This window comes from Brevundimonas sp. T2-11, assembly GCF_055397675.1.
In genome coordinates this window covers 595,422-620,786 of the sequence record NZ_AP027920.1, presented here as the reverse complement: position 1 = coordinate 620,786, position 25,365 = coordinate 595,422, and the positions used below count along the sequence as shown (strand labels likewise).

24 protein-coding genes are annotated in these 25,365 nt (G+C 68.7%); 15 read left to right on the top strand and 9 right to left on the bottom strand.

Features of this window, described 5'->3' with window-relative positions; all coding sequences use genetic code 11:
• The first annotated feature begins 35 nt into the window (after positions 1-35).
• Positions 36-668 carry a CDP-diacylglycerol--glycerol-3-phosphate 3-phosphatidyltransferase gene (gene pgsA, locus ACZ5XO_RS03020; protein ID WP_464163848.1) on the top strand — a complete coding sequence of 211 codons (633 nt, stop codon included), beginning with the start codon at positions 36-38 and terminating at the stop codon, positions 666-668.
• 212 nt (positions 669-880) lie between these two features.
• Here the strand turns inward: pgsA and ACZ5XO_RS03015 are convergent, their stop codons facing one another.
• The 3 genes from ACZ5XO_RS03015 to ACZ5XO_RS03005 all read right to left on the bottom strand — a co-directional run bounded on the left by ACZ5XO_RS03015 (position 881) and on the right by ACZ5XO_RS03005 (position 5,864).
• A complete protein-coding gene (locus ACZ5XO_RS03015) occupies positions 881-1,408 on the bottom strand; it encodes a GNAT family N-acetyltransferase (protein ID WP_464163847.1) in 528 nt (175 codons plus the stop codon).
• Positions 1,405-3,522 (bottom strand): S46 family peptidase, encoded by a 2,118-nt coding sequence (locus ACZ5XO_RS03010; RefSeq protein WP_464163846.1) that lies wholly within the window; start codon positions 3,520-3,522, stop codon positions 1,405-1,407. Before ACZ5XO_RS03010 ends, ACZ5XO_RS03015 begins: the two co-directional genes overlap by 4 nt.
• Positions 3,523-3,770: 248 nt before the next feature.
• The gene (locus ACZ5XO_RS03005) at positions 3,771-5,864 is read right to left on the bottom strand and encodes a S46 family peptidase (RefSeq protein WP_464163845.1); all 2,094 of its coding nucleotides are present in this window, start codon (positions 5,862-5,864) and stop codon (positions 3,771-3,773) included.
• Positions 5,865-6,060: 196 nt separating this feature from the next.
• On the opposite strand from ACZ5XO_RS03005, the gene ACZ5XO_RS03000 reads away from it, so the two are divergent.
• Genes ACZ5XO_RS03000 through ACZ5XO_RS02990 form a run of 3 tightly spaced genes read left to right on the top strand, consistent with a single transcriptional unit; the run spans position 6,061 to position 9,026 of the window.
• Complete coding sequence (locus ACZ5XO_RS03000) at positions 6,061-7,233, top strand: ABC transporter permease (protein ID WP_464163844.1); 1,173 nt, start codon at positions 6,061-6,063, stop codon at positions 7,231-7,233.
• A complete protein-coding gene (locus tag ACZ5XO_RS02995; protein ID WP_464163843.1) occupies positions 7,230-7,985 on the top strand; it encodes an ABC transporter ATP-binding protein in 756 nt (251 codons plus the stop codon). Before ACZ5XO_RS03000 ends, ACZ5XO_RS02995 begins: the two co-directional genes overlap by 4 nt.
• Positions 7,986-8,009: 24 nt before the next feature.
• On the top strand, positions 8,010-9,026 hold the full coding sequence (locus tag ACZ5XO_RS02990) for an HlyD family secretion protein (RefSeq protein WP_464163842.1): 1,017 nt from the start codon (positions 8,010-8,012) through the stop codon (positions 9,024-9,026).
• A gap of 151 nt (positions 9,027-9,177) precedes the next feature.
• Here ACZ5XO_RS02990 and ACZ5XO_RS02985 read toward each other — a convergent pair whose 3' ends face one another.
• Both ACZ5XO_RS02985 and ACZ5XO_RS02980 read right to left on the bottom strand, forming a co-directional pair.
• Positions 9,178-9,975 carry a crotonase/enoyl-CoA hydratase family protein gene (locus tag ACZ5XO_RS02985; RefSeq protein WP_464163841.1) on the bottom strand — a complete coding sequence of 266 codons (798 nt, stop codon included), beginning with the start codon at positions 9,973-9,975 and terminating at the stop codon, positions 9,178-9,180.
• Positions 9,976-10,094: 119 nt separating this feature from the next.
• Positions 10,095-10,253 (bottom strand): hypothetical protein, encoded by a 159-nt coding sequence (locus tag ACZ5XO_RS02980; RefSeq protein ID WP_292083720.1) that lies wholly within the window; start codon positions 10,251-10,253, stop codon positions 10,095-10,097.
• A gap of 166 nt (positions 10,254-10,419) precedes the next feature.
• Between ACZ5XO_RS02980 and ACZ5XO_RS02975 the strand changes: the two genes are divergently transcribed.
• Entirely contained in the window at positions 10,420-10,647 is a 228-nt protein-coding gene (locus ACZ5XO_RS02975; protein WP_464163840.1) for a DUF1289 domain-containing protein, read from the top strand.
• A gap of 279 nt (positions 10,648-10,926) precedes the next feature.
• Positions 10,927-11,409 carry a retropepsin-like aspartic protease family protein gene (locus ACZ5XO_RS02970; protein WP_464163839.1) on the top strand — a complete coding sequence of 161 codons (483 nt, stop codon included), beginning with the start codon at positions 10,927-10,929 and terminating at the stop codon, positions 11,407-11,409.
• Between the two features lie 45 nt (positions 11,410-11,454).
• Here the strand turns inward: ACZ5XO_RS02970 and ACZ5XO_RS02965 are convergent, their stop codons facing one another.
• Positions 11,455-12,222 carry an LD-carboxypeptidase gene (locus tag ACZ5XO_RS02965; RefSeq protein ID WP_464164850.1) on the bottom strand — a complete coding sequence of 256 codons (768 nt, stop codon included), beginning with the start codon at positions 12,220-12,222 and terminating at the stop codon, positions 11,455-11,457.
• Between the two features lie 151 nt (positions 12,223-12,373).
• On the opposite strand from ACZ5XO_RS02965, the gene ACZ5XO_RS02960 reads away from it, so the two are divergent.
• The 7 genes from ACZ5XO_RS02960 to ACZ5XO_RS02930 all read left to right on the top strand — a co-directional run bounded on the left by ACZ5XO_RS02960 (position 12,374) and on the right by ACZ5XO_RS02930 (position 20,027).
• A complete protein-coding gene (locus ACZ5XO_RS02960) occupies positions 12,374-13,762 on the top strand; it encodes a UDP-N-acetylmuramate--L-alanine ligase (RefSeq protein WP_464163838.1) in 1,389 nt (462 codons plus the stop codon).
• A gap of 117 nt (positions 13,763-13,879) precedes the next feature.
• Complete coding sequence (locus ACZ5XO_RS02955) at positions 13,880-15,481, top strand: ATP-binding protein (RefSeq protein ID WP_464163837.1); 1,602 nt, start codon at positions 13,880-13,882, stop codon at positions 15,479-15,481.
• 83 nt (positions 15,482-15,564) lie between these two features.
• Positions 15,565-16,230 (top strand): PepSY-associated TM helix domain-containing protein, encoded by a 666-nt coding sequence (locus ACZ5XO_RS02950; RefSeq protein ID WP_464163836.1) that lies wholly within the window; start codon positions 15,565-15,567, stop codon positions 16,228-16,230.
• 25 nt (positions 16,231-16,255) lie between these two features.
• Positions 16,256-16,768, top strand: a complete 513-nt coding sequence (locus tag ACZ5XO_RS02945; RefSeq protein ID WP_464163835.1) for a DUF2271 domain-containing protein — start codon at positions 16,256-16,258, stop codon at positions 16,766-16,768.
• A 12-nt stretch (positions 16,769-16,780) separates the two neighbouring features.
• Positions 16,781-17,575 (top strand): DUF4198 domain-containing protein, encoded by a 795-nt coding sequence (locus ACZ5XO_RS02940; protein ID WP_464163834.1) that lies wholly within the window; start codon positions 16,781-16,783, stop codon positions 17,573-17,575.
• Positions 17,545-18,651: an FAD:protein FMN transferase gene (locus tag ACZ5XO_RS02935; protein WP_464163833.1), complete on the top strand. Its 1,107-nt coding sequence runs from the start codon at positions 17,545-17,547 to the stop codon at positions 18,649-18,651. The genes ACZ5XO_RS02940 and ACZ5XO_RS02935 overlap by 31 nt, the downstream gene beginning before the upstream one ends.
• 2 nt (positions 18,652-18,653) lie before the next feature.
• Positions 18,654-20,027 carry a sulfite reductase subunit alpha gene (locus ACZ5XO_RS02930; RefSeq protein WP_464163832.1) on the top strand — a complete coding sequence of 458 codons (1,374 nt, stop codon included), beginning with the start codon at positions 18,654-18,656 and terminating at the stop codon, positions 20,025-20,027.
• A 133-nt stretch (positions 20,028-20,160) separates the two neighbouring features.
• Here the strand turns inward: ACZ5XO_RS02930 and ACZ5XO_RS02925 are convergent, their stop codons facing one another.
• The 3 genes from ACZ5XO_RS02925 to ACZ5XO_RS02915 form a co-directional block, all read right to left on the bottom strand.
• A complete protein-coding gene (locus ACZ5XO_RS02925) occupies positions 20,161-20,838 on the bottom strand; it encodes a Fe2+-dependent dioxygenase (RefSeq protein ID WP_312144056.1) in 678 nt (225 codons plus the stop codon).
• A gap of 82 nt (positions 20,839-20,920) precedes the next feature.
• Entirely contained in the window at positions 20,921-23,194 is a 2,274-nt protein-coding gene (locus ACZ5XO_RS02920) for a TonB-dependent receptor (protein ID WP_464163831.1), read from the bottom strand.
• Between the two features lie 126 nt (positions 23,195-23,320).
• Complete coding sequence (locus ACZ5XO_RS02915) at positions 23,321-24,532, bottom strand: NAD(P)/FAD-dependent oxidoreductase (RefSeq protein ID WP_464163830.1); 1,212 nt, start codon at positions 24,530-24,532, stop codon at positions 23,321-23,323.
• An 87-nt stretch (positions 24,533-24,619) separates the two neighbouring features.
• Here ACZ5XO_RS02915 and ACZ5XO_RS02910 point away from each other — a divergent pair, with 87 nt between their 5' ends.
• Both ACZ5XO_RS02910 and ACZ5XO_RS02905 read left to right on the top strand, forming a co-directional pair.
• A complete protein-coding gene (locus ACZ5XO_RS02910; protein ID WP_464163829.1) occupies positions 24,620-24,973 on the top strand; it encodes an endonuclease domain-containing protein in 354 nt (117 codons plus the stop codon).
• Between the two features lie 89 nt (positions 24,974-25,062).
• Positions 25,063-25,359 (top strand): YerC/YecD family TrpR-related protein, encoded by a 297-nt coding sequence (locus ACZ5XO_RS02905; protein ID WP_409449637.1) that lies wholly within the window; start codon positions 25,063-25,065, stop codon positions 25,357-25,359.
• The last annotated feature ends 6 nt before the right edge of the window (positions 25,360-25,365 follow it).

Sequence of the window (25,365 nt, the reverse complement as noted above, 5' to 3'; positions counted from 1 at the left end):
ATGCCACACCCGCAGGCGTTGCAATGGACGTGATGATGACTTCTGCCCACAAAGCCAATCCGATCCCGAACATCCTGACCGGCATCCGTCTGGCGGCGGGCGTGGTCATGTTCCTGCTGCTGGCGGGAGCCACCAGCGGCTTCCCCTTCCTGTCGGCCATGCTGAGCCCCGACGACCAGTTCGCCATGTACCGGACCGGTTTCTGGATCTTCGTCATCGCCGCCTCGACGGACTGGATCGACGGCTATCTGGCCCGGCGCTGGCACGCCGAGACGCGCTGGGGCGCCATTCTTGATCCCATCGCCGACAAGATCCTGGTCACGGGCGCCGTGCTGGGCGTGCTGACCTCGGGTTCGGTGCAGCAGATCATCATTCCCTGCGGCCTGATCCTGTTCCGCGAGTTCGCGGTCTCGGCCCTGCGCGAGACCATGGCCGGGCGCATCAACCTGCCCGTCACCCTGGCCGCCAAGTGGAAGACCACCCTGCAGATGGTGGCCCTGGGCTGCCAGCTGTTCGCCCGCAACTGGGACGGCTGGGGCCTGCCCTTCGACTACCTGCCCCACTTCCAGCTGTTCTCGGACGCCCTGATCTGGCTGGCCGCCATCGTCACCCTGTGGACCGGCTGGCAGTATTTCAACGCCGCCCAGAAGCAGATGCGGGAGCTGTAGGACAAATCCCTTCTCCCATTGGGAGAAGGTGGCCCGAAGGGCCGGATGAGGGTCGTCGGCATCTGTCGGCGCAAGCCGCCCGCGCCACGGCTGCCGCCGACTGGAGCCGTGGCCCCTCACCCTTTGGCTGCTACGCGCCGCCCTTTGGGTCGCCCAGCGGATCGCCTTCGGCTCTCCGAGGCTCAAGCCCTCTCCCGCCGGGAGAGGGTTTTTTACTTGAGCGCCTTTTCCATGACCACGAAGGTCAGGTCGCGGTCGGACAGGCCGAAGGTGGTCTCGTCCAAGGGGAAGGGCCGCGTCTCGCCGGTCAGGGCGTAGCCGCGACGTTCGTACCAGGCGATCAGTTCGGAGCGCTGGCGGATGACCGTCATCTCCATGCGCGTGGCGGTAAAGCGGCTGCGGGCCTCGGCCTCGACGGCGTCGATCAGCAGGCGACCCAGACCGCCCGCCTGACGGGTCGGGTCGACGGTCAGCAGGCCGAGGTAGGCCAGACCTGCGCCCTGATCCGCCACCTGAACGCAGCCGGTCAGGGCCCCGTCCACCTCGGCCAACAGGATGACCCGGCCGGCGTCGGCGAGGATGTCCAGAAGCTCGGCTTCGTCCGTCCGCTGCCCGCCCAGCAGGTCGGCTTCGTGGGTCCAGCCCGCCTTGGCGCTGTCGCCGCGATAGGCGCTTTCGATCAGGCGGTGCAGCGCCGCCACATCCGAAGACGTGGCGGGCCGAAAGGTCGGGGCGATCAACGACGGGCCCGGCGCGGCGCGACCTTGGGAGCCACGCCCAGTTCCTGGATCAGGTGATCCATGCCGTAGACGTCGCGCAGGGCCGTGGTCACGGCCTGGGTGGTGACGATGACGCTGCGGTTGACGTTGCGGTCATAGCCGTAGGCGTTGCGCTGGGTCAGGACGGTGGAGTCGAAGTTGGCGCCGATGATCTCGCCCTTGGCGTTCACCGCGGGCGAGCCGGACGAGCCGCCGATGGTGTCCGACGACACGGCCATGTTCATCACCGCATTGGGGTCGATGCGGTCCCTGGCGGCCAGCAGCTTGGGCGCGACGTTGAAGGGCTCGGCCCCCGTCGCGCGGTCCCACAGGCCGGCGAAGGTGGTGAAGGCGCCGATGCGCTGGCCCGGAACGTCCGTACCTTCGACCCGGCCATAGGTCAGACGCAGGGTGCCGGTGGCGTCGGGATAGACGGCGTCGCCGAAAGCGGCGAAGCGGGCGGCGGCCAGTTGCTCCGAGGCGCGGTCGGTCGGGGCCTTGACCTTGTTGTCCCAGTCGGCGCGCACGCCGCGGGCGTCGGCGTCGATGGCCAGGACATACTGGATCAGCGGATCGGTCGAGGCCTGGACGGCGGGCAGGCCGCCTTCCCACAACGCGCGACGCACGGCGGGGTCTGCCAGCTTCGTGCCTTCGATCAGACGGGCCGACAGGCCTTCCGGGCTTTCCTTGCCCAGCAGGGTGCGGACATAGGGGCTGTCGACGGTCAGCCATTCGCGGGTCTTGGACAGCCACCACTCCAGACGGATCTGCTCCAGAGCCGGATAGGTCGGGCGCTCGGCGAAGAGGCCGGACTGGACGCCCGGCAGGCGGCTGTCGGCGAACTCGGACAGGCGCTGGTCGGACGGCCTGGCGCGCTCCTGGGCGCCGCGCACGATGGCCCGCGCCCACTGGAACAGGGGCGAGCCGCCCGCGACCGAGGTGGTGCCCATGCCCGTGCCGCCTTCCAGCAGGGCCATCGGCGCATAGAGTTCGCGCGCGATCGGCTGCACCTCGGCCAGGGCGGCCCAGGGATCGCCGACCTGACCCGACAGGGCCTCGTTCTCGGCCACGCGACGGCGGAAGACGGTCTCCTGACCGGCCAGCTGGTCCATGAAGGCCGGGTCGATCAGGGCGGCCATGCGACCGCGACCGCGCTTGTAGGTGTTCTCGACGCCGACGATGGGGTCCATGGCGATGAAGGCCTGTTCCTCGCCTTCCTCGGAATAGCGGATCAGACGGCCGCGCAGTTCGGAGGCGATCAGCTGGTCCATCGGCAGGACCACGTCGCGGATGGTCATCAGCTGGGCCTGGGTCAGCAGGCGCTGGGTCGAACCGGGGTTGCCGGTGACGAAGACGGGCTCGCCCTCGGTCGGCCGGTTCGGGTTCCAGGTGAAGTGGGTCGGGGTCGCGGCGGGCTTGCCGTCCTCATAGAGGCGGATGAAGGCCGCATCGATGGCGAAGCGCGGGAAGGAGAAGTTGTCCAGGTCGCCGCCGAAGGTCGCGGCGCGGTCTTCCGGCGCCCAGGCCAGACGCACGTCGGAGTATTTGCGGAACTTGTAGAGCTTGAACTGGCCGCCGCGATACAGGCTGACGACCTGGCAGCGGATCCTGGGATCGGAGCCGCAGGCCTCGGTCTCGATGCGGCCGGCCTCGGCCTCGCGGGCCTGGGTGAAGGCCTGGCCGTCCAGACCCTCGCCTGCCTTCTGGACGCGCTCGGTGACGTCGGAGATGTCGGTCAGGATTTCAGCCGACCCGCCGGGGCATTTCAGCTCCTCCTCGCGGCTCCTGGGCGTGAAGCCGGTCTCGGCGTATTGCAGCTGGGGCGTGGACAGGTTGGCGACGCAGGTGGCGACGCAGTGGTTGTTGGTCATCACCAGGCCCTCGCCCGAGATGACGCCCGCCGAACAGCCGCCAAACTTGACCGACGACAGGCGGACGCGGTCCAGCCAGTTCTGGTCGATGTTCGTGCCCAGGGTCTGGTTGGCGCGGGCGATGGGGAAGTTGTCGTAGGTCCACATGCCCTCCTCAGCCCGAGCCGAAGAAGAAGCAGCGGCGAAGGCCAGGACGGCGGCCGAGGCGAAGAACATGTGACGCATGGAGAACTCCTGGTTCAGACTCTGGCGAGGGAAAAACAGAGTCCAATTCGTCTGAATAGTCTGAAATCGGCGCGCCGTTCAAAGCAAGCTAGCAGGGCGCTGCGTCAGACGGGGGCGTCTCCTCCCCATTTTATGGGGAGGTGGATCGACGGCGAAGCCGACGAGACGGAGGGGCCGTGTCAACCGGGCAGGCCCCTCCACCACTTCGTGGTCCCCCTCCCCATAAAATGGGGAGGAGAAGTTCAAGCTTAGCGGCGCACGCCCAGTTCGCGCAGCAGGCGCGGCTGGTTGTAGACGTTGCGCAGGGCCTCGGTGACGGCGGCGGTGGAGACCGTCACCGTGCGGTTCAGTTCGCCGTCGTAGCCGAACGAGCCGCCCAGGGAGTGGATGTTGCCGTCGAAGGCGGCGCCGATCACTTCACCACGAGCGTTGATCACCGGCGAGCCGGAGTTGCCGCCGATGATGTCGTTGGTCGAGACGAAGTCATAGACCACGTTCTTGTTGATGCGGCTCTCGGCGTCGACGAAGCGGGCGGCCGCGTTGAAGGGCTCGGCGCCGGTGGCGCGCTCGTACAGGCCGCCCATGTAGGTGAAGGAGGGCACGCTTACGCCGCGATAGGTCCAGCCCTTCACCTGACCATAGGACAGGCGCAGCGAGAAGGTCGCGTCGGGGTAGAGGTTGTCGCCATAGACGGCGAAGCGGGCCTGGGCGACCTTTTCGGCGGCGCGGGCGGTCGGGCCGTTGACGCCGGCGTCCCACTGGGTGCGGACGGCCTGGGCGGCGTCGTCATTGGCCAGGACGAAGGCGATCATCGGGTCGCCCGAGGCAGCCAGCTGTTCCGGCGTCATGGCCAGGGCCTCGGCGCGGAAGGCCGGGTCGATCAGCCTGGTCTCGACCAGGCGGGCGGCGATGCCCTCGGGGTTTTCGCGGCCCAGCATCGACTTCACATTGGCGTTGTCGACGGTCAGGTATTCGCGGGTCTTGGACAGCCAGAAGGACAGCTGGATTTCCTCGACGCCCTTGGCGATCGGCGCTTCCGAGGCCAGGCGGCGGCCCAGGGCGGCGATGTCGCTGTCGGCGTAGCCGGCGCGACGTTCGGCGACCGGCTTGGCGCGTTCCTTGGAGGCGCGGACGATGGCGCGAGCGTAGGAATAGAGGGTCGAGCCGCCGCCGGCGTTACCTTCCAGCTGACGGTAGGGCAGATAGAGGTCGCGGGCCGTCGACTGGACCTTTTCCAGGTCCGCCCACGGATCGCCGATGCGCTCGGCCAGGGCCGGGTCGGCGGCGACGCGTTGACGCAGCTCGGTCTCCTCGTCGCGCTTCTTGGCCATGAAGGCCGGGTCGGTCAGGGCGCCCTGCTGGCCGTAATAGACCTTGAAGCTGTTCTCGAGGCCGAAGATGGGGTCCAGCGCGACGCGCTTCTCTTCGTCGCCCTGGGTCGAGTATTCGACCAGACGGCCGCGCAGTTCCGAGCCCTGGATCAGGGTGACCGGAATCTGCTGGTCGCGCAGGCGCTCCAGCTGGCTCATGGTCAGCAGACGCGAGGTCGAGCCGGGGTTGCCAGCGACGAAGGTGACGTCGCCCTCGGCCGGAGCCTCGGGGTTCCACTTCAGGTGGTTCGGCGAGGCGACCGGCTTGCCGTCCTCATAGGCGCGCAGGAAGGCCGCATCGAGGGCGTAGCGCGGGAAGTTGAAGTTGTCCGGATCGCCGCCGAAGAAGGCCGCCTGGAACTCCGGCGCGAAGGCCAGACGCACGTCCTCGTACTTGCGGAACTTGTAGAGGGCGTACTTGCCGCCGCGGTAGAAGCTGATGACCTGGCAGGTCAGCTTGCGGTCGTCGCCGCAGGCTTCCTTCTGGATCTTGTCGATCTCGGCGGCGCGCGCCGTGACGAAGGCCGCGCCTTCCAGGCCCGCGCCGGCGCCCAGGACGCGCTCGGTCACGTCGGTGATGTCGGTCAGGACCTCGGCGGTCTGGCCGGGGCAGGTCTTCTCTTCCTCACGCATGGCCGGCATCCAGCCGTTCTTGACGTAGTCGTTCTGGGCCGTGGACAGGTCCTGGACGCAGGAGATGACGCAGTGGTGGTTGGTCAGGATCAGGCCTTCGCCCGAGACGAAGGAGGCCGAGCAGCCCTGCAGACGGACGGCGGCGTTGCGCACGCGGTCCAGCCAGGCCTGGTCGATGCGCGTGCCGTACTTGTCGTTCACCGTCTGGATCGGGAAGTTGTCGAAGGTCCACATGCCCTCGTCGGCGCGGGCCGGAGTGGCGGTCGCGCCGGTGACGGCGGCGGCTACGCCCAGGGCCGCCAGCGAGGCGGTGAAGGAAAAGGTGCGACGAAGCGACATTCAGGCTCTCTCCCGAGCGCAAGGCACGGCGCCTCACGTCTGTTATTTTGTAACTAGCGCCGTCGATGGACGGGCCTCAAGCCCCCTTAGTGCCGCAAGACGCCGGGGGGAAGCCGCAGCCTTACCCCGATTTAACTTGGCCCCGGACCGGCGCGCGGTCAGATAACGCTGCAAGTCAGGGGAATGAATACGCGTCATGTCGCTCGCGCTATCCACGCTGCTCTTTGAGTGGCGACGTTATATGGCCGCCGTCATGGCGCTGGCCCTTTCGGGTCTGCTCGTGCTGGCGATGACCGGGGTCTTCATCGGCATCGGCAAGGGCTTCACGGCCCAGATCGAGCGCTCGAACGCGGACATCATGATCTTGCAGCCGGGGGCCAAGAGCCTGATCAACGGCCCGTCGGGCGTGCCGCGCCGCTTCATTCCGCTGGCCTACAACCACCCCGCCGTGGTTGAGGTCCAGCCCCTGGACGGCGCCGGCGGCACCTTCCAGTCGGTCAAGGAGGTCGATCCGACCCGCAGCCAGGCCGACAACGCCAAGCAGGGCGCGCCCCGTCAGAAATTCGTCCAGTCCAGCATCATCGACACCACGCCGGGCTCGGTCACCATCCCGACCGACTATTCCCAGGAACTGGTCGACGCCCTGCGTCAGCCCTACACGGTCGCCGTCGACGAGACGGCCCTGAACACCCTGGGCGTCAAGCTGGGCGACAAGGCCCTGTACAACGGCCAGACCGTCACCGTCGTCGGCGTGACGCGCGGCTATCCCAACATGATGCAGCCCGGCGTGGTCATGTCGCGCGACACCCTGCGGATGCTGGGTCAGGCCGACACCGGCCCGCGCGTCGGCCCGCTGATGATCAAGATCAAGGACCCGGCCCAGGCCCCCGCCGTCGTCGCCGAGCTGAACAAGATGGGCAACGGCCAGTGGAAGGCCTGGACCCGTCAGGAACTGGCCGACGCCAACGCCGGCGCCATGTTCGAGGAAGGCATCCTGGTCATCATCATCGGCGGCTGCGTGGTGCTGGGCATCATCATCGGCGTGGCCATCACCTGGCAGACCCTGCGCGGCGCCATCATGGCCAATATCAAGGAGTTCGCCTCGCTGCGCGCCCTGGGCGTCGGCATGGGGAGCCTGCGGCGCATCGTCATGGAGCTGAGCTTCTGGGTCGGGGTGGTCGGCGTCGCCGCCGCCATCGGCCTGACCTGGCTGCTGTCGCTGTTCGCCATGTCCAAGGCGGTCATCATCGCCCTGCCCCTGCCCCTGCTGATCGTGGTCGGCGGCGGCCTGATCCTCATCGCCATGGTGTCCGGCCTGCTGTCGATGGGCATCCTGAAGAAGAGCCAACCTGCGGATCTGCTGCGATGAACATGCATACGAAAGTTCACGGCAAGCATGGCGAGTTCGCCATCGAGGCCCAGGGCCTGGTCAAGCGCTTCAAGTCCGGCAAGAACTATGTCGAGGTCTTGAAGGGCGTGAATTTCGACGCCCGCCACGGCGACCTGACCATGGTCATGGGTCCGTCCGGTTCGGGCAAGTCGACCCTGATCGCCGCCCTGTCCGGCCTGCTGCGTCCCGAAGAGGGCCGGGTCGACGCCCTGGACGTGGACGACATGTGGAAGCTGTCGTCGGGACGGATCGACAAGTTCCGCCTGGATCACTGTGGCTTCATCTTCCAGGGCTTCAACCTGTTCCCGTCGCTCAGCGCCCTGCAACAGGTGACGACGGTGCTGAAATTCCAGGGCCTGACGCCGGACCAGGCGAAGAAGCGCGCCACCCTGGCGCTGGAGGAGGTGGGTCTGGGCCATCGTCTGCACCAGCGCCCGGCGGCCCTGTCCGGCGGCGAGAAGCAGCGCGTCGCCATCGCCCGCGCCCTGGCCAAGGACCCGCAGATCCTGTTCGCCGACGAACCGACCTCGGCCCTGGACGGCGAGAACGGCCAGGTGGTCATTCGCCTGCTGCGCCGGGCCGCCACCGAGCACGGCGCGGCGGTCATCTGCGTGACCCACGACCCGCGCCTGGAAGCCTGGGCCGACCGGGTCATCCACATCGAAGACGGCGTGATCATCGACGATCAGCGCCGCACCCCCAATCCCGACGCCGTTCTGGCCTCGCACTGACACCGATCCTCAAGGACGCCTCACATGCCCGCTTTCCTGAAAAACAAATGGCTCTGGATCGGCCTCGTCGCCCTGATCGTGGCCCTCGTCGGCTTCAGCATGGTCCAGAAGGCCAATGCGGCGAAGAAGGCCGAGGCCGCGGCGGCCGCCGAGAAGAAGGTCGAGAGCCCCTATGCGGCCATCGCCAACGGCAAGGTCGACATCGAGGGCGGCATCATCCAGATCGCGGCCCGTCGCGGCGGCGTGGTGCGTGAGGTCCTGGTGCAGGAAGGCGACCGCGTCGTCGCCGGCCAGATCCTGGCCCGTCAAGAAGACGACGAGCCGCGCCTGGCCCTGCAGACCGCCGCCGCCAACCTGTCGGAGGCCGAAAGCCAGCTGCGTCTGATCAATGTCGACATCGCCACCGCCCAGCGCGAGTACGACCGTCTGCAGAAGCTGGTCTCGACCAACTTCGTCGCCGCCCAGCGTCTGGATCAGGCCCGCGACGCCATCGCCCAGGCCCAGGCCCGTCTCGGCTCGGCCCAGTCGGCGGTCCAGACCGCCCGCGCCCGCCGCGACCAGGCCGCCTATGACGTCGAACTGACCGTCATCCGCTCGCCCGCCGACGGCCGCATCGTGCGCCGCTACGCCAACCCGGGCGCCGGCGCCTCGACCCTGAACGTGTCCAACATGTTCGACCTGGAGCCCGACGCCCCGCGCATCGCCCGCGCCGAAATCGTCGAGGCCGACATCCCCAACGTCACCGCCGACCAGGCCGTCGAGATCACCCCCGAAGGCGACCCCAGCAAGGTCTATGTCGGCAAGGTCCTGCGCCGCGCCGCTGTCTTCGGCGCCCGCAAGCTGGCCTCGGACGATCCCTCGCAACGCACCGACGAGCGCGTGGTCGAGGTGGTCGTGGCCGTCAACGACGCCCCGCTGCTGATCGGCCAGCGCGTCTTGGTCAAGTTCATGAAGCCGGGCCAGACGGCCGGCGCCAAGCGCGACACCAACGTCACGGGCGTGCCCGCCAACCGCTCGATGCAGACCCCGGCCCGTCGTTAAGGCCGACGACTGAAATGGAAAAGGGGCCTCGCGAGAGGCCCCTTTTTTGTTGATCGCATGAGGCGGTCCGCGCCTCCCGTGATCAATAGGACCCGGCCTGCCTCCACCCCCACCCAACCCTCCCCCCTCGAGGGGAAGGGCTTCATGATGGTCAGTCGCCCGTGAATTCCCCCGTCCGCTTTTCCAGCACCGCCGTCACGCCCTCGATGTGGTCCTCGGTCAGGTGGGCCAGGGCCTGCATGGCGGCGGACAGTTCCAGCATCTGATCGAAATTCATGTCGCGGCCCTGGCGCAGCAGGCTCTTGGCCATGCGCAGGGCCTGGGGCGGCTGGGCGGCGATCTGGCTGGCCGTGCTCATGGCCTCGTCCATCAGGGTCTCGTGCGGGACCACCCGGTTGACCAGGCCCCACTGGTCGGCCGTCTCGGCGTCGATGGCGCGGGCGGTGAACAGCATCTCGGCGGCGCGGACATAGCCGACGTTGCGCGGCAGCAGCCAGGATCCGCCGTCGCCGGGAATGATGCCCAGCTTCATGAAGGGCACGCCGAAGCTGGCGCGGTCCGAGGCGATGCGGATGTCGCCCAGGCCGGCGATGTCGCAGCCCAGGCCCATGGCCGGGCCGTTGACGGCGGCGATCAGCGGAACCTCCAGCCCGTAGAGCGAGCGGACGATGCGGTGGACCACGCGGCGATAGCGTTCGCGGATGGCGGCGCCCGAGCCCTCGAACAGGTCGGCGCGGGCCTTCATGGCCTTCAGATCGCCGCCCGCCGAAAAGGCGCGGCCCGCCCCGGTCATGACCACGCAGCGGATCGAGGGATCGGCGTTGACCGCCTCGCAGGCGCTGGCGAAGGCCTCGCCGTCTTCCAGATCCGGCAGGGCGTTCAGCCGGTCGGGCCGGGTCAGGGTCCAGACCATGACCGCGCCTTTGCGCTCCTCGACGATCAGACCCATGGCGATGCTCCTTCCGAAAGATGGAGCCGGTTTCAGCGGGGCGGCGGGCGAAGGCAAGCGGAATTGAAAAACCCCGGTCGTTCTGACCGGGGTTGCGGTTGGACCAAATACCCTCGCGACTACGCGCGCGGCCGTTTGATCGTTATGGGCACGAAGTTCGAGGGATGACTGACCACGCGGTTGTTCGCGTTGTTCATCTGCTTCGTGTTGACCAGCATCCCGCCCCAGAGGGCGAAGGACATCATGGCGTGCTGGAGGTTGCGCTCCTTGTCGTTCATTTTTGGCGTCTCCTTTCGCTGAACGATGAAAGAAGACGCGTCGTGCTTATTGGGACTCTCACCCTGTCAGTCGTTTCGCGTCAGAGGCTTAGATAGCTCCGCCTGGTTAAAAAGTCAAGATTTTGGTCCGGAGTCGGACTTGTTGTAGTTTGAACGTCATAAAATCATGAACCAGCCCGCCGCCCCCTCTCCCGCCCGGCCGCCGCGTGCGATCGCCACGCCCTGCGTCATGGTCTGCACCGTGGACGGGGCCTCGGGACTGTGCCTGGGCTGTTTCCGCACCCTGCCCGAAATCGCGACCTGGAGCCGGATGAGCGAGGAGGAGCGGGCGAAGATCATGGGCGAACTGGACGGGCGGCGGGGGCTGATCGATCCTGTGCTGCTGGGCGGATAGCGAGACATTTGATCCTCCCCCGTTCACGGGGGAGGGGGACCGCCGCAGGCGGTGGAGGGGGCGGATATGCGCCGGACTTCCAGCCAATTTCACGCCGCACTGGCGACTGATCTCAGAACGGCCGCGTCTGACCTCGCCCCCTCCACCATGCTGCGCATGGTCCCCCTCCCCCGCTACGCAGGGGAGGATCGAAGCGGCGGCTAACGCCGTTCGACCGTCAACCTTTCGTTCGCCGTATCGCTTCATCGCCTGCCAAGACCCTTGCGGCACAGTGACGTCATGATCCGCATCGACCCGCGCTCTGCTGTCGTCTTCGCCGCCGCCCTGGCCACCTCCCTGGCCTGCGCGGGCGCCCTGCGCTGGATGGACGGCGCAGGTGAAGCCCAGGCCGCCATCGCCGCGCCCTCGGTCGTGCGTTCGGCGGACGGTCACTACTGGGCCGAGGCGGTCATCGACGGGCGTCCCATGCGGATGCTGGTCGACACCGGCGCCAGCGTCGTGACCCTGACCCGCGCCGACGCGGAAAAGGCCGGCCTCAGCGTGGACGCCCATGACTTCACGCGGACGCTCAACACCGCCTCCGGTCCCGTGAAGGCCGCGCCCGTGGTCCTGCCGTCGCTGGCGGTGGCGGGGGTGCGACTGACTTCGGTCGAGGCCCTGGTCGTCGATGGCGACATGCCCGCCTCCCTGCTGGGCATGAGCTACCTGGGCCGGCTGTCGGGCTTCGAGGCCCGACCCGAGGGTTTGACCTTCAAGGGCTAGAACCGCGCTCGATCCTCCCCCGCTGCGCAGGGGAGGATTGCGACGTCAGCGGTTAGCCCCGAAGGGCACCACCTTGTTGTCCGCGTCGTGGCCGATGTCGGCGGTCCCGAGGTAGGGGATGCCGGAACGCTCGCACCAGTAGCGGACTATCTCCTCCGCCGTCAGGCCGAAGTCCGGATCATTGGGCGTGACGTCCGAGACCCGGCCCAGGCGGATGCCCGCCGCCCGTCGGATCGAGGCCTGACCCGTCAGGTGGAACATCATCCGGTCGACGCGATAGAGGGCCTCTGACACCTCTTCCAGCATGACGACGTGGCCGGTCAGGTCCGGTTCCAGCGCCGTGCCGACCAGTTCATTGAGGATGGTCAGATTGAAGGCGACGGCCGGACGCGGGTCGTCCAGCAGGGACGGCTCCAGAGAGGCGCGATCGCCGCCGACCAGCCAGTCCACCGCGCGGCGGCCCGTCGCGTCATGCCGCGCCCCGTCCGAGGCCATCGGGCCGTGGGCGACATGAGGGAAGCCCGCCTTGTAGAGCAGGGCCAGCAGGCTGCCGGCATCCGAATAGCCGAGGTAGCGCTTCTTCCTCGCCACATCGGTCAGTTGCGGCAGGACCGCCTCGGCGATGCGGCACGCGCCGTAACCGCCGCGCGCGAACCAGACGGCGCCGAGACGCGGATCATTGGCGAACTCGACGAAGGCGGCGGCGCGGACGGCGTCGTCGCCGCCGAAGTGGCCGTGTTTCTCGAACGCCATCGGATGAAAGACCAGCTGGACCTCGCCGCCGGGCCAGGCCTGATCCATCCACGCCTGAATGGCCTCGCCGCGGGCGGGGTCGAGGCGCGAGCTGGCGTTGACGACGCCGATCTTGAAGGGAGTGGACGTAGGGATGGGGCTGGCCTCCGGCGTCGCCCGTGCTAGTCAGGCCGCCGGACATTCCCCGGTTTCGCGCGTCAAAATCAAGCCGATGAACAAAGACTATTTCTTCTGCGGCGTCGGCGGGTCCGGCATGCTGCCCCTGGCCATGATCGTTCAGGCGCAGGGCAACCGCATCGCGGGCTCGGACCGGGCGCTGGATCAGGGCCGGACGCCGGACAAGTTCGACTGGCTGCGCGCCCACGGCGTCACCCTGTCGCCGCAGGACGGATCGGGCGTGACCAGCCCCGATCAGATCGTCGTCGCCACCGGCGCCGTCGAGGACACGGTGCCGGACATCGGGGCGGCCAGACGTGTCGGCGCGACCATCAAGATCCGGCCCCAACTGCTGAGCGAACTGTTCAACGCCGCCCCGACCTCGATCGGCGTGGCCGGGACCAGCGGCAAGTCGACCATCACCGGCATGATCGCCTGGATTCTGGATCAGGCGGGACGCAAGCCCACCGTGGTCAACGGCGCGGTGATGAAGAATTTCGCCGACGCGGATCATCCCTTCGCCAGCGCCCTGATCGGCGGTCCGGACCTGTTCGTGGCCGAGGTGGACGAGAGCGACGGCTCCATCGCCCGCTATGACGCCACCGTGGCGGTCGTCTCCAACATCTCGCTGGACCACAAGTCGATGGAGGAGTTGCGCGACCTGTTCGGCGGCTTCGTCGGCCGGGCGACCACGGCGGTGCTGAACCTCGACAACCCCGAGACGGCGGCGCTGGCGCAGACGCTCGAACCCGGCAAGGCCATCACCTTCGCGCTGGGCGAGGAGGAGGCCGACCTGTCGGCGCATGACCTCAAGCCCCTGCCGACCGGCATGAGCTTCGAGCTGCGGGTGCGCGGCGAGGCCCCGCGTCCGGTCGTGCTGAACGTCCCCGGCGCGCACAATGTCGCCAACGCCCTGGCGGCGCTGGGCGCGGTCAAGGCGCTGGGCGTGCCGGTCGATCAGGCCGTCGCGGCGCTGGAGAGCTTCGCCGGCATCCGGCGGCGCCTCGAGGTGGTGGGCACGCGAAACAGCGTCACCGTCATCGACGACTTCGCCCACAACCCCGACAAGATCGCCGCCACCCTGAAGACCCTGCACGCCTTCGACGGGCGGCTGCTGATCCTGTTCCAGCCGCACGGCTTCGGCCCGCTGAAGCTGATGAAGCGGGAGTTCATCGAGGGCTTCGCCGGCCTGATGCGCGAGCACGACGTCCTGCTGATGCCCGAGCCGGTCTATTACGGCGGCACCACCGATCGCAGCGTGGCCAGCGAGGACATCGCCGCAGGCGTGCGCGCCGAGGGGCGTCGGGCCGAGGCGCTGGCGACTCGCGCCGACTGCGGCGACCGGATCGTGGAGATGGCCCGGCCCGGCGACCGGGTGGTGGTCATGGGGGCGCGCGACGACAGCCTGTCCAGCTTCGCGGCGGAGCTGCTGGCCCGACTTTAAGCTCCGCGCCCGGAGCAATCGTCAAATTGCTCTTGTAAAACATTCACTTTCGGAAAATCGGCTGTTAAGCGCCGCCCGCCTAACTGCGCTCACGCAAAACGCGGAAGGGGCGTCAGGATGGCCAGGATCGGAGACTTCGTCGAGACGGCGCCGCCCATGGCGCCCGAGGCGTTCGGCGCCGAGGCCTTCGACCGGTTTCAGGCCGAGCCCGACACCCTGGTCATCGCCGTGGTGGACGAGGACGGTCGCCCCATAGGCCTGATCGAGCGCAACGCCTTCACCCTGAAGATGGCCGCCGAGTTCGGTCGCGCCCTCTATGCCCGCCGCCCGGTCTCGGCCCTGATGGAGCCCAAGCCGCTGCTGGTCGAGGCCGACGCCTCGGCCGACGTCCTGTTCCAGAACATGGACGCGGCGGGGCTGGGGGCCCTGCTGAAGGGCTTCATCGTCGTGTCGCGCGGCCGCTATGTCGGAGTGGGGGCGGGGCTGCACGTCCTGCAGGCCGGGGTGGCCATCCACAAGCGCCGGGCCGAGGCCATGAGCCAGCTGGCCCAGAACCTGGTCCGCGCCGAGGCCGAGGCCCGCGCCTCCAGCCGGGCCAAGTCCGAGTTTCTGGCGGTGATGAGCCACGAGATCCGCACGCCGCTGAACGGGGTGCTGGGGGTGGCCGCCCTGATGGAGCGCGAACTGACTCAAGGCTCGCTGCGCCCCTATGTCCGCACCATTCTGGATTCGGGGAACAGCCTGCTGCGGCTGCTGACCGACGCCCTGGACATGTCGCGCGCCGAGGCGGGCATCCTGACGCTGGAGCCGGCGCCGCTGGATCTCGACGCCGTCGCCGCCGACCTGTCGGCCCTTTGGCGGCCGCGCGCGGAGGAGAAGGCTCTGCGCCTGACGGTGACGACGGACACGGCCGCCGCACGCTGGGTCGTCGGCGACGAGATGCGGCTGAAGCAGCTGTTGAACAACCTGATCGGCAATGCGCTGAAGTTCACGCAAGCCGGCGCGGTCGAGGTCAGCCTGACGACGCGGCTGGACGACGGGCGGGTGCGGCTGGACGCCGTGGTGGATGACAGCGGCCCCGGCGTCAGCGAGGAGGCGGCGACCGCCATCTTCGAGCCCTTCAACACCGGCGAGGCGGGGCGTCAGGGCGCGGGCGCGGGCCTGGGCCTGGCCATATGCCGCCAGATCGTCGAGCGGATGGAGGGGACGCTGGCCTTGGAGCGCTCGCCCGCCGGCGGGGCGCGCTTCCGCTTCGACCTGCACCTGCCGCTGGCCGAGGCCGACGCGCGCAGCCATGAGGACCGCGCCGCCGCCCCGACGGCGCACGAGACCCTGCATGTCCTGGTGGTGGACGACAACGCCGCCAACCGCTTCGTCGCCGGCAAGGTGCTGGAGCTGTTCGGCTGCACCCATGAGACCGCCGAGGACGGGCGGCAGGCGGTGGAGCGGGCGGCCATCGCGCCCTTCGACCTGATCCTGATGGACGTGAAGATGCCGGTGATGGACGGGGTGGCGGCGACGCGGGCCATTCGCGCCCTGCCCGGCGCGGCCTCGGCTGTGCCCATCCTGGCCCTGACCGCCAACGCCGACCCGCGCGACGAGGCCGAGTATCTGGCGGCGGGCATGGACGGGGTGGCGCAGAAGCCGATCCAGCCCGACGCCTTGCTGAACGCCATCCGGCTGGCCCTGTCGCGGCATGCGGTGGCGGTGGCGGCCTAGGGGCTTCTGTTTCCGCCGAACCGCGACATTCCGGTCGGTGAATGGCATTGCTAATCGTTCGCACAGTGTGGCAGAGCCATCTTGTGACCGAAGCCGCTGCAAATCCCGCCAAGACCCCCGCGAAACCCAAGGCGGCGCTGAACGCCAGGCGATCGTTCTGGCTGAAGCAATTGCACAGCTGGCACTGGATCTCGGCGGCGGTCAGCCTGGTCGGCATGATCCTGTTTGCGATCACCGGCATCACCCTGAACCACGCCGCCCAGATCCCGGCCGAGCCGGTGACCAAGGAGGCGACGGCGACCCTGCCCGCCCCCCTGCTGGTGCGTCTGGCGGACTTCCCCGAGGACACCACCGACCCTGTTCCCGCCCCCGTCGCGCGCTGGGCGGCGGAGGCCTTCAAGGTGCAGGTGGACGGCAAGCCGACCGAGACCACGGCGGACGAGATCTATGTCGCCCTGGCCACGCCCGGCGGCGACGGATGGCTGACCATCGACCGTTCAACCGGGGAGGCCGTGCACGAGAAGACCACGCGCGGCGCGATCGCCTACCTGAATGACCTGCACAAAGGTCGGAACGCCGGAAAGGTCTGGTACTGGTTCATCGACGTCTTCGCCGCAGCCTGCGTGATCTTCTCCGTCACCGGTCTGGCCCTGCTGTGGCTGCACGCCCGCGGCCGTCCCTCGACCTGGCCCATCGTGGCCCTGGGTCTGCTGGTTCCTGTCGTTATCGCCCTTCTCTTCATCCACTGACCCTTTCACTGGCGAGCTCCCCCTCATGCGCAAGCTTCCCCTCGTCCTGACCGCCGCCGGCCTGACCGCCGCAGCCGCACCCGCCGTCGCCGCCGATCTGACGGTGAACGTCGAGCTGCCGCGCATTTCCAGCGCCTCCTATCACCGCCCCTATGTGGCCGTGTGGATCGAGAAGCCGGACCAGACCACGGCCCAGACCCTGGCCGTCTGGTACCAGCAGACCCGCAACAACGAGGGCGACGGCAAGGACTGGCTGAAGGACCTGCGCACCTGGTGGCGCAAGGGCGGCCGCGCCATGGCCATGCCCGCCGACGGCGTGTCCGGCCCGACCAAGGCCCCCGGCCGTCATTCGGTGACCGTGCCCGGCGCCCGCCTGCGCAACCTGCCCGCCGGCCAGTACAACATCGTCGTCGAGGCGGCCCGTGAACTGGGCGGCCGCGAGGTCGTTCGCGTGCCCTTCCGCTGGGGCGCCGCCAACACCGCCGCCGGAACCGGCGCCACCGAACTGGGCGCCGTTCGCGTCGCCGTGACCCGCTAAGGATCTGAGATCATGAAAAAGACCCTCGCCTTCCTGTCGCTGGCCGCCGTTCTGGCCGCCCCGCTCTCGGCCCAGGCGCACCGCGCCTGGCTGGCCCCGACCTCGACCGTGCTGTCGGGCAACGACGCCTGGGTCGGTTTCGACGCCGGCATGTCGAACGGGGTCTTCATCCCCGACCACGCCGCCATGCGCCTGGCCGGTCTGACCATCACGGCCCCGGACGGTTCGACCGCCCAGGCCGAGAACGTCAATCAGGCCAAGTACCGCTCCAGCTTCGACCTGCACCTGTCGCAGCCGGGCACCTATCGCATCGCCAATGTCGGTTCGGGCTTCATGGCCAGCTACAAGCAGGGCGGCGAGCAGAAGCGCTGGCGCGGCGCCGAGGCCGACTTCGCCACCGCCATCCCGACTGACGCCACCGAGGTTCAGGCCACGCGCACCGACAGCCGCACCGAGACCTTCGTGACCCTGGGCGAGCCGACCGATCTGGCCGTCATCGGCAAGGGTCTGGAACTGGCCCCGGTCACCCACCCGAACGATCTGGCCGTCGGCGAAGCCGCGACCTTCAAGCTGCTGAAGGACGGCCAACCCGCCGCCGATGTCGAGGTGACCATCGCGCGCGGCGGCACCCGCTATCGCAACAATCCCGAAGAGATCACGGTCAAGACGGGCGCGGACGGCGCCTTTAGCGTGACCTGGCCTGAGGCCGGTCTCTACTGGCTGGGCGCCTCGGTGCGCACGGCGGGCGTCAACGGCCAGCCCGGCTCCAACGCCTCGTGGAACGGCGCGCTGGAAGTCCTGCCCTGACCGTCAAGAAATCCAGTTCGGCCCCGCCGCCGCTCCAGATCGGAGCGGCGGTTGAAGGCCGTCAGGACACGCGCGTCCTGATCCCGCCGAGCGCCCAGGCGCCCGAGCGGCCGCCCAGCGACCTGATCTGGTCTCTGACGGGGGAAAGCATGGGCACCACCTGGTCGGTGCGTCTGGTCCCGCCGATGGGCGTGACACAGGACGCGTTTCAGTCGGCGATCGAGGAGGAGCTGGCGCGCATCATCGCCCTGTTCAGTCCGTGGACGCCCGGCAGCGAGATCAGCCGCTTCAACACCGCGCTGGCCGGGACGTGGAAGCTGTCGGACGACTTCTGGAGCCTGCTGAACGCTTCGCTGGATCTGGCCGACGACGTCAACGGCGCGGTCGATCCGACGCTGGGGGCGCTGGTCGATCTGTGGGGCTTCGGCCCGCCGGGACCGCGCGATCCGCTCAATCCCCTGCCCTCCGCCGAAGAGGTCGGGGCGGCGCTGGCCGTGTCCGGCTGGCAGAAGCTGCGGCTGAACCGCGACGCCCAGGCGGCGGTGCAAGCCGGTGGGATGAAGCTGGACTTTTCCGGCATCGCCAAGGGTCACGCGGTGGACCGGGTGTCCGCGCGCCTGACCGAGATGGGCGCGACCTCGCATCTGGTCGAGGTCGGCGGCGAGCTTCTGGGGCGCGGGGTCAAGCCGGACGCCCAGCCCTGGTGGGTCGAGATCGAGGCCGTGCCGGGGTCGCCCGCGCCGCATACGGTCGCGGCCCTGTTCGACGTGGCGGTGGCGACGTCCGGCGACTGGCGCCGCGCCTTCGTGCATGAAGAGCGCCTCTATCCGCACACGATCGACGGCTCGACCGGACGACCGGTGGACAACGGCCTGGCGCAGGTGACGGTGTTCGACGCCTCGGCCATGCGCGCCGACGCATGGGCCACGGCCCTGACCGTGCTGGGCCCCTATGACGGGCCGGAGTTGGCCGAGGCCATGCAGATCGCGGCCTGCTTTGTCGAGCGCACCCCGCGCGGCCTGGTCGAACGCATGACGCCCGCCTTCGCCGCCATGATGGACGAAGAAGAAGCCTGACCGTGACCGCCGACCTGTCCCGCTGGCTGTGGGCCGGCGTCGCTCTGATCCTGTGGCTGGCCCTGATCGGCCTGACCGTGTGGCGCATGCGCGCCGCCGCCAGGAAGGCCGCCGAGCAGGCCCGCGCCCTGGCCGAGGCGGCGGGCGAGGACGCCGTGCTGATCGCCTTCGCCAGCCAGACCGGGTTTGGCGAGGAACTGGCCTGGATGACGGCCCGGGCGCTGGGCGACGGCGGCGTGGGCGCGCGGCCCTTGTCGTTCGCCGATCTGGATCTGGAGACCTTGAAGGGGGCGCGTCGCCTGCTGGTGATCGCCTCCACCACCGGCGAGGGCGATGCGCCTGACGGCGCCGCCCGCTTCGTGCGGCAGGCGATGAAGGCCGAGGCCGACCTGTCGCACCTGTCCTATGGCCTGCTGGCCCTGGGCGACCGGTCCTATGACGCCTATTGCGGCTTCGGCCACGCGGTCGGCGACTGGCTGGACGGCTGCGGCGCCCAGACCCTGTTCGACCGGGTCGAGGTGGACAATGGCGACGCGGGCGCCATCCGCCACTGGCAGCACCAGCTGAACCAGATAACGGGCTCGACCGCCGTCCCCGACTGGACCCCGCCCGCCTATGACCGCTGGCGTCTGGTCGAGCGGACCCTGCTGAACGCGGGCAGCCCCGGCGGCGAGGCCTGGCATCTGGCCTTCGAGCCCATCGACCACGCGCCCGACTGGGCGGCCGGCGACATCGCCGAGATCGGCCTGCCCGTCCGCGACGACGAGCAGCCGGCCAGCCGTGAGTATTCGGTCGCCTCGTTGCCCTCGGACGGGCGGGTCGAGTTCTGCATCCGCTTGATGACCCGCCCGGACGCGACGCCGGGCCTGGCCTCGGGCTGGCTCACGCAGGACGCCAAGATCGGCGACGAAGTGGCCATGCGGGTGCGCGCCAACCGCAGCTTCCACGCCCCGCCGCCGGAAGCCCCCATCATCCTGATCGGCAACGGCACGGGCATCGCGGGCCTGCGGGGGCATCTGAAGGCCCGGGCGCAGCATGAGACGACCGGCGGCGCCTGGCTGCTGTTCGGCGAGCGGACGCGGGCGCACGACGCCCTCTATGACGCCGATCTGCAGGCCTGGCTGGCGTCGGGCGCCCTGACCCGGCTGGACCGCGCCTTCTCGCGCGACGGCGGCGAGAACCGGTACGTCCAGTCGCTGGTGGCGGAACACGCCCGGCCCATGGCCGACTGGGTCGATCGCGGGGCCTATGTCTATGTCTGCGGCAGTCTGGAGGGCATGTCCAAGGGCGTTCACGCGGCCCTGGAGGCGGCGCTGGGCGAGGAGCGGCTGACCTGGCTGACCGAAAGCGGGCGGTATCGGCGGGACGTTTACTGAGCTTTCTCCTCCCCATGAAATGGGGAGGTGGATCGACGCCGAAGGCGGCGAGACGGAGGGGCGCGGTGGGGCCAAGCAGCCCCTCCACCGCTACGCGGTCCCCCTCCCCACAAAGTGGGGAGGAAAGCAGCGGCTACACCTCCGACCAGCGTCGCAGCAGGTTGTGATAGAGGCCGGTCAGCTCGATGACGGCCTGATCCTTCGGCCCCTTGTCCAGGTTGACCCGCTGGGTGGCCACGTCGAGGCGGAACAGGCTTTCGCGGTCGGCGTCGTCGCGGACCAGGCTCTGCAGCCACATGAAGCTGGAGACGCGGGCGCCGCGGGTGACGGGCGTGACCCGGTGCAGGCTCTTGGACGGATAGAGGACCAGGTCGCCGGCCGGCAGCTTGACCGACTGGGCGCCGTAAAGCTCCTCGATGATCAGTTCGCCGCCGTCATAGTCCTCGGGCTCGGACAGGAAGAGGGTGGCCGAGAGGTCGCTGCGGATACGCACATCCCCGCGCTGGCGGATGGCGTTATCGACGTGGACGCCGAACTCGCCGCCGCCCTCGTAACGATTGAACAGGGGCGGAAAGATCGTGTGCGGCAGGGCGGCCGAAACGAACATGGGGTTGGCGTTCAGAGCCTGGACGATCAGGGCCGAGACCTCCTTCGCCGCCGCGCTGTCCTCGGGCAGTTGCTGGTTCTTCTTGGCGGTCGCCGACTGATGGCCCGAGGTCATGTTGCCGTCGGCCCAGGGCCCGGCGTCCAGGGTCCGGCGCAGGGCGGCGACCTCGGCCTTGGTGAAGACGTCGGGGATGTGCAGCAGCATGGCTCTCTCACCGTGGGAAACGCATCGGCCCCGCCGCTCAGGTGAACGACGGGGCCGACATGATGGCGCGAAACGCGGTCGCTTAGTAGCGGACGTTCAGCGTCAGGATGGCCGAACGGGCCGGGGCCACGTCGGCGTGGTGCACGCCGTTAGTGCGGATGATGTATTCCTCATCGCCCGCATTCTGGACGTTCAGCTGCAGCGAGGCCCGGTCGCTGATGTCGTAGGAGGCGAACAGGTCCAGTCGCGTGTACTCCGGAGCGTAGATGCGGTTGCCGCCGCCGCCGGCGCCGCCCTGGTTGCCGCCGAACGACTTGCCGACATAGTAGACGCCGCCGCCCAGGCTCAGCTTGGGCATGACGCGATAGGTGGTGAACAGGCTGGCCGTGTGCTCCGGCGTATTGGCCAGGGGATCGCCGACGTTGGCGTTGTTGTAGGCGCCCTTGACCAGTTCCGAGTCCATCCAGGTGTAGCCGCCGAAGACCTGCCACTTGCTGGTGACATTGCCCGAGACGCCGAGTTCCAGACCTTGGACCTCGGCCTCGCCGGCCTGTTCGTAGAAGCCGGACGAAATCTGGATCAGGGCGTTCTCGCGAACCGTCTTGAACAGGGCGCCGCTGACCGCCAGGCGGTCACCGAACAGGTTGGCCTTGGCGCCGATTTCGAAGCTCTGCGTCTCTTCCGGATCCAGAAGTTCCGTGGCCAGATTGCCCGAGCCCAGGCCGCTGCCGTTGTTCTGGTCGCCAGCCGAGATGGTCGGCGGGGTCGAGGAGGTGGCGTAGGAGGCGTAGATGCTGCTGTTCGACGTCGGCTTGTAGACCAGGCCGATCTGATAGTTGACGAAGTCCCAGTCGCCGCTGCGGGGCGTCAGGGTCGGAACGGCGGGCGTGCCCACGTTCACCCAGTCCGCGCCTTCGACCGAGTAGTCGTCCCAGCGCAGGCCGAGGTTCAGGATCCACTTCTCGCCGAACACCATCGAGTCGAAGGCGTAGACCCCGATGGTGTCGGTGGTGTTGCGGTTGACGTTGCCGCGCGTGACCGTGCCGGTCCAGGGGTCGTTCGGGTTCGGGTTGTAGACCTGGGTGCAATCCAGACCCGTCAGCGGCGCCGGGCAGGCCGTGCCGGTCAGGGTCGTCACCACATAGGAAGCGTTGCGGTTCTTCTCGCGCGACAGCTCCAGACCGATGTCAAAATTGTGCTTGATGGAGCCGGTCAGGAAGGACCCGTGCAGGTCGGTGACATTGGCCAGGGTTTCGGTGGGGTTCCAGCGCGACTTCAGACCACGCTTCATCCACCAGACGCCGCCGATGTTCTGGGCCGCGCCGCCGTCGCCGGGGTTGGTGACGATGTAGTCGTTCACCGTCTGCGAATAGCGGGTGACGTTGCGCAGGGCGAGCGTGTCGCTGAAGCGGTGCTCGATATCCAGGGTCAGGGTGTCGACCGTATTGTTCAGATAGTCGCGCGCCTTGAGGCCGTAGAAGCTGTCATAGGGCACGTCGAGGATGCCCGAAGCGTCGGGGCGCGGCGCCGTGGCCCCGCCCAGCTTGGTGTAGAGCGGGATGCCGTAGTCGGGCATCTGATCGCTGTCGAGGTGGTAGTAGCTGGCGGTCAAGGTCGTCGGCGTGCCGAGGCCGGCGGCGATGGCCGCGCCCACGCCCCACTTGTCGAAATCGACCGAGTCGCGACCGGCGACGTCGCCCTGTCCGACCATGAGATTCAGGCGCATGGCTGCGGTCGAGCTGACCTGCCAGTTGGCGTCCACCGTGCCGCGCACATAGTTGTCAGTGCCGGCGCCGACCGAGCCGTTGACGAAGTTCTGCAGGCGCGGGGCCTTGGAACCCAGGTTGATGCTGCCGCCGCCCGAGCCGCGCCCCGAATAGACCGAGTCCGGCCCCTTGATGACCTCGACCTGTTCCAGGTTGAAGACTTCGCGCTGCTGGCCGCCGGTGTCGCGGATGCCGTCGACGAAGATGTTGTTGCCCGAGGCCTGACCGCGGATGAAGGGACGGTCGGCCAGAGGCTGGCCGCCTTCGCCGGCGCCGAAGGTGATGCCCGGCGAGGTGCGCAGGATGTCCTGCAGCGAGGTGGCGGCGGTCTGTTCGATGATCTGTTGCGGGATGACCGTGACCGAGCGCGGCGTGTCGACCAGGGGGGCGACGAAGGTCGGGTCCTTGGGCTCGCGCTTGATGCGCTGGCCGTGCACGTCGACGGCGCTCAGGGTGGTGGCGTCCTGGGTGATGTCCGCCGTGGCGATCGGGGCTTCATCAGCGGCCATGGCGGGCGCGGCGCAGAGCATGCCGGCGGCGCTGGAAGCGAACAGGAGCGCCTTGAGGGCGGTGGAACGAGCGTCGGACATGGGGGAGCCAGTCGGTTAATTTTGAGACCGGCTCGCAATATCACCTTTTGAGGGTGCGACAATCTGACTCCTGCGACTAAATCGCAGTTGCGGCAGAGATGTCACACTGGCGTCACGACCGCGCCCTCAGGCCGGTTTCGCCACCGCCTTGATCGAGGTTGCCGGGTCGGCCAGGAGGTCTGCGTCCACCGGCGTCGCCTTGCCGATCAGCAGGCGTCCGCCCATGAAGTCGGCCGGGGCGTTGACCGCCTCGACGCAGAGGATGCGGTCGCCGTTCAGGTGGAAGACGGAAAAGGCGCCGCTGGCCGGATCGCCGCGCACCACCTGTCGGTCCGCGTCGAAAGGCAGGCCGGCGATCTGCAGCTTGACGTCGTACTGGTCAGACCAGAACCAGGGCACCTCGGGTGCGGGCGCCGCGCGGCCGACGAGGGCGGCGGCGGCCTGCTTGGCCTGTTCCAGGGCGTTGGGCACGCTTTCCAGACGGTGCATCCGTCCGCCGTGAACCGGGATGGGGCGGTGGGTCACGTCGCCGATGGCGTAGATGGAAGGGTCGCTGGTGCGGGCGGTTTCGTCCACGACGACGCCGTTCTCGCAGGCCAGGCCCGCCGTTCGCGCCAAGGCCTCGCGCGCCAGGGCGCCGACGCCGACCAGGATGGCGTCGGCCGTGATCAGTGTCCCGTCCGCCAGACGCACGCCGTCGTCCTCGAAGCCCGAGACCTCGGCCCCGGTCAGGATCTCGACGCCGTGGCGCCGGTGCAGGTCGGTGAAGAAGGCTGACAGAGGCTCGGACGCCACGCGGGCCAGCACCCGGTCCATGCGCTCGATGACGACGGCTTCGGCGCCGAGGGCGCGGGCCGAAGCCGCCGCCTCCAGCCCGACATAACCGCCGCCGACCACAGCCAGCCGCTTGCCGGGGGCCAGCACGGCCTTCAGCCGCTCGGCGTGCTCCAGGGTGCGCAACTCCAGCAGATCGGGCCGGTCGGCGCCGGGAATGGCCAGACGACGCGCGGTCGAGCCGGTGGCCAGGATCAGCACGTCGTAGGACTCGACCGCCCCATCGGCGAAGGTCACGACCTTGGCCGCTGCGTCGATGGCGGTCGCCGTGACGCCGGTGCGCAGGTCGATCTTCTGTTCGACATAGAAACTCTCGGGGCGCAGCAGCAGGTCCTCCAGACCCGCCTCCCCCTTCAGCCAGGCCTTGGACAGGGGCGGCCGCTGATAGGGCGCCGCCGCCTCCTCGCCCGCCAGGACGATCTCGTCCTCGAAGCCATATTGTCTCAGCAACGCCGCCGCCGAGCCCCCCGCGTGTCCCGCGCCGATAATCAGAACCTTGGTCATGGGTGGGGAGATAGGACGGATCGAGCGTAGCGGCTACTCTCTCCTCCCCACTTGTGGGGATGGGGACCACGAAGTGGTGGAGGGGCCATGCCGCCGACCGCTGAAACCTATCGCCGCGCCGCCGGGATGCGCCGCGCCCTGACGCCTCCGGAAGCCAGGCTGTGGACGCAGATCAAGGGCGGCGGACTGGAGGGCCTGAAGTTCAGACGTCAGCATCCGGTCGGCCCCTACATCCTCGACTTCTACTGTCATGCCGCGCGTCTGGCGGTCGAGGTCGATGGCGCGGGTCATGATGATCCGGAGCAGATCGCGCATGACGAGCGACGGACGCTGTGGCTGACCTCGCGTGGCGTCGAGGTATTGCGGGTGCGCTCGACCGATGTGCGCGATCATCTCGACGGGGTTTTGACCCTGATCCTTCAGCGCGTGACGGGGCGGTAGCAGCCCCTCCACCGCTTCGCGGTCCCCCTCCCCACTCGCGTGGGGAGGAAAGAGGGAGTCGCGCTTGACCGTTCCATTGTTACAGCATAATGGAACGCGCCATGAGCACCGACGCCGCCAAGACCGCCCTGCTGGACGCCCTGCTTTCGCTGCAGACGCGGGCGGAGGCCGACGCCTTTCTGTCCGACCTGTGCACCCCCGCCGAACTGCGCGCCTTTGGCGAGCGCTGGCAGGTGGCGCGGCTGCTGGACGGGGGGGACAAGACCTATCGCGAGATCGCTGTGGAGGCCTCGGCCAGCCCGACCACCGTGGTGCGCGTCGCGCGTTCCCTGAAGGACATGCCGCACCAAGGCTATCGCCTGGTGCTGGACAGACTGAAAGCCTGAGTTGAG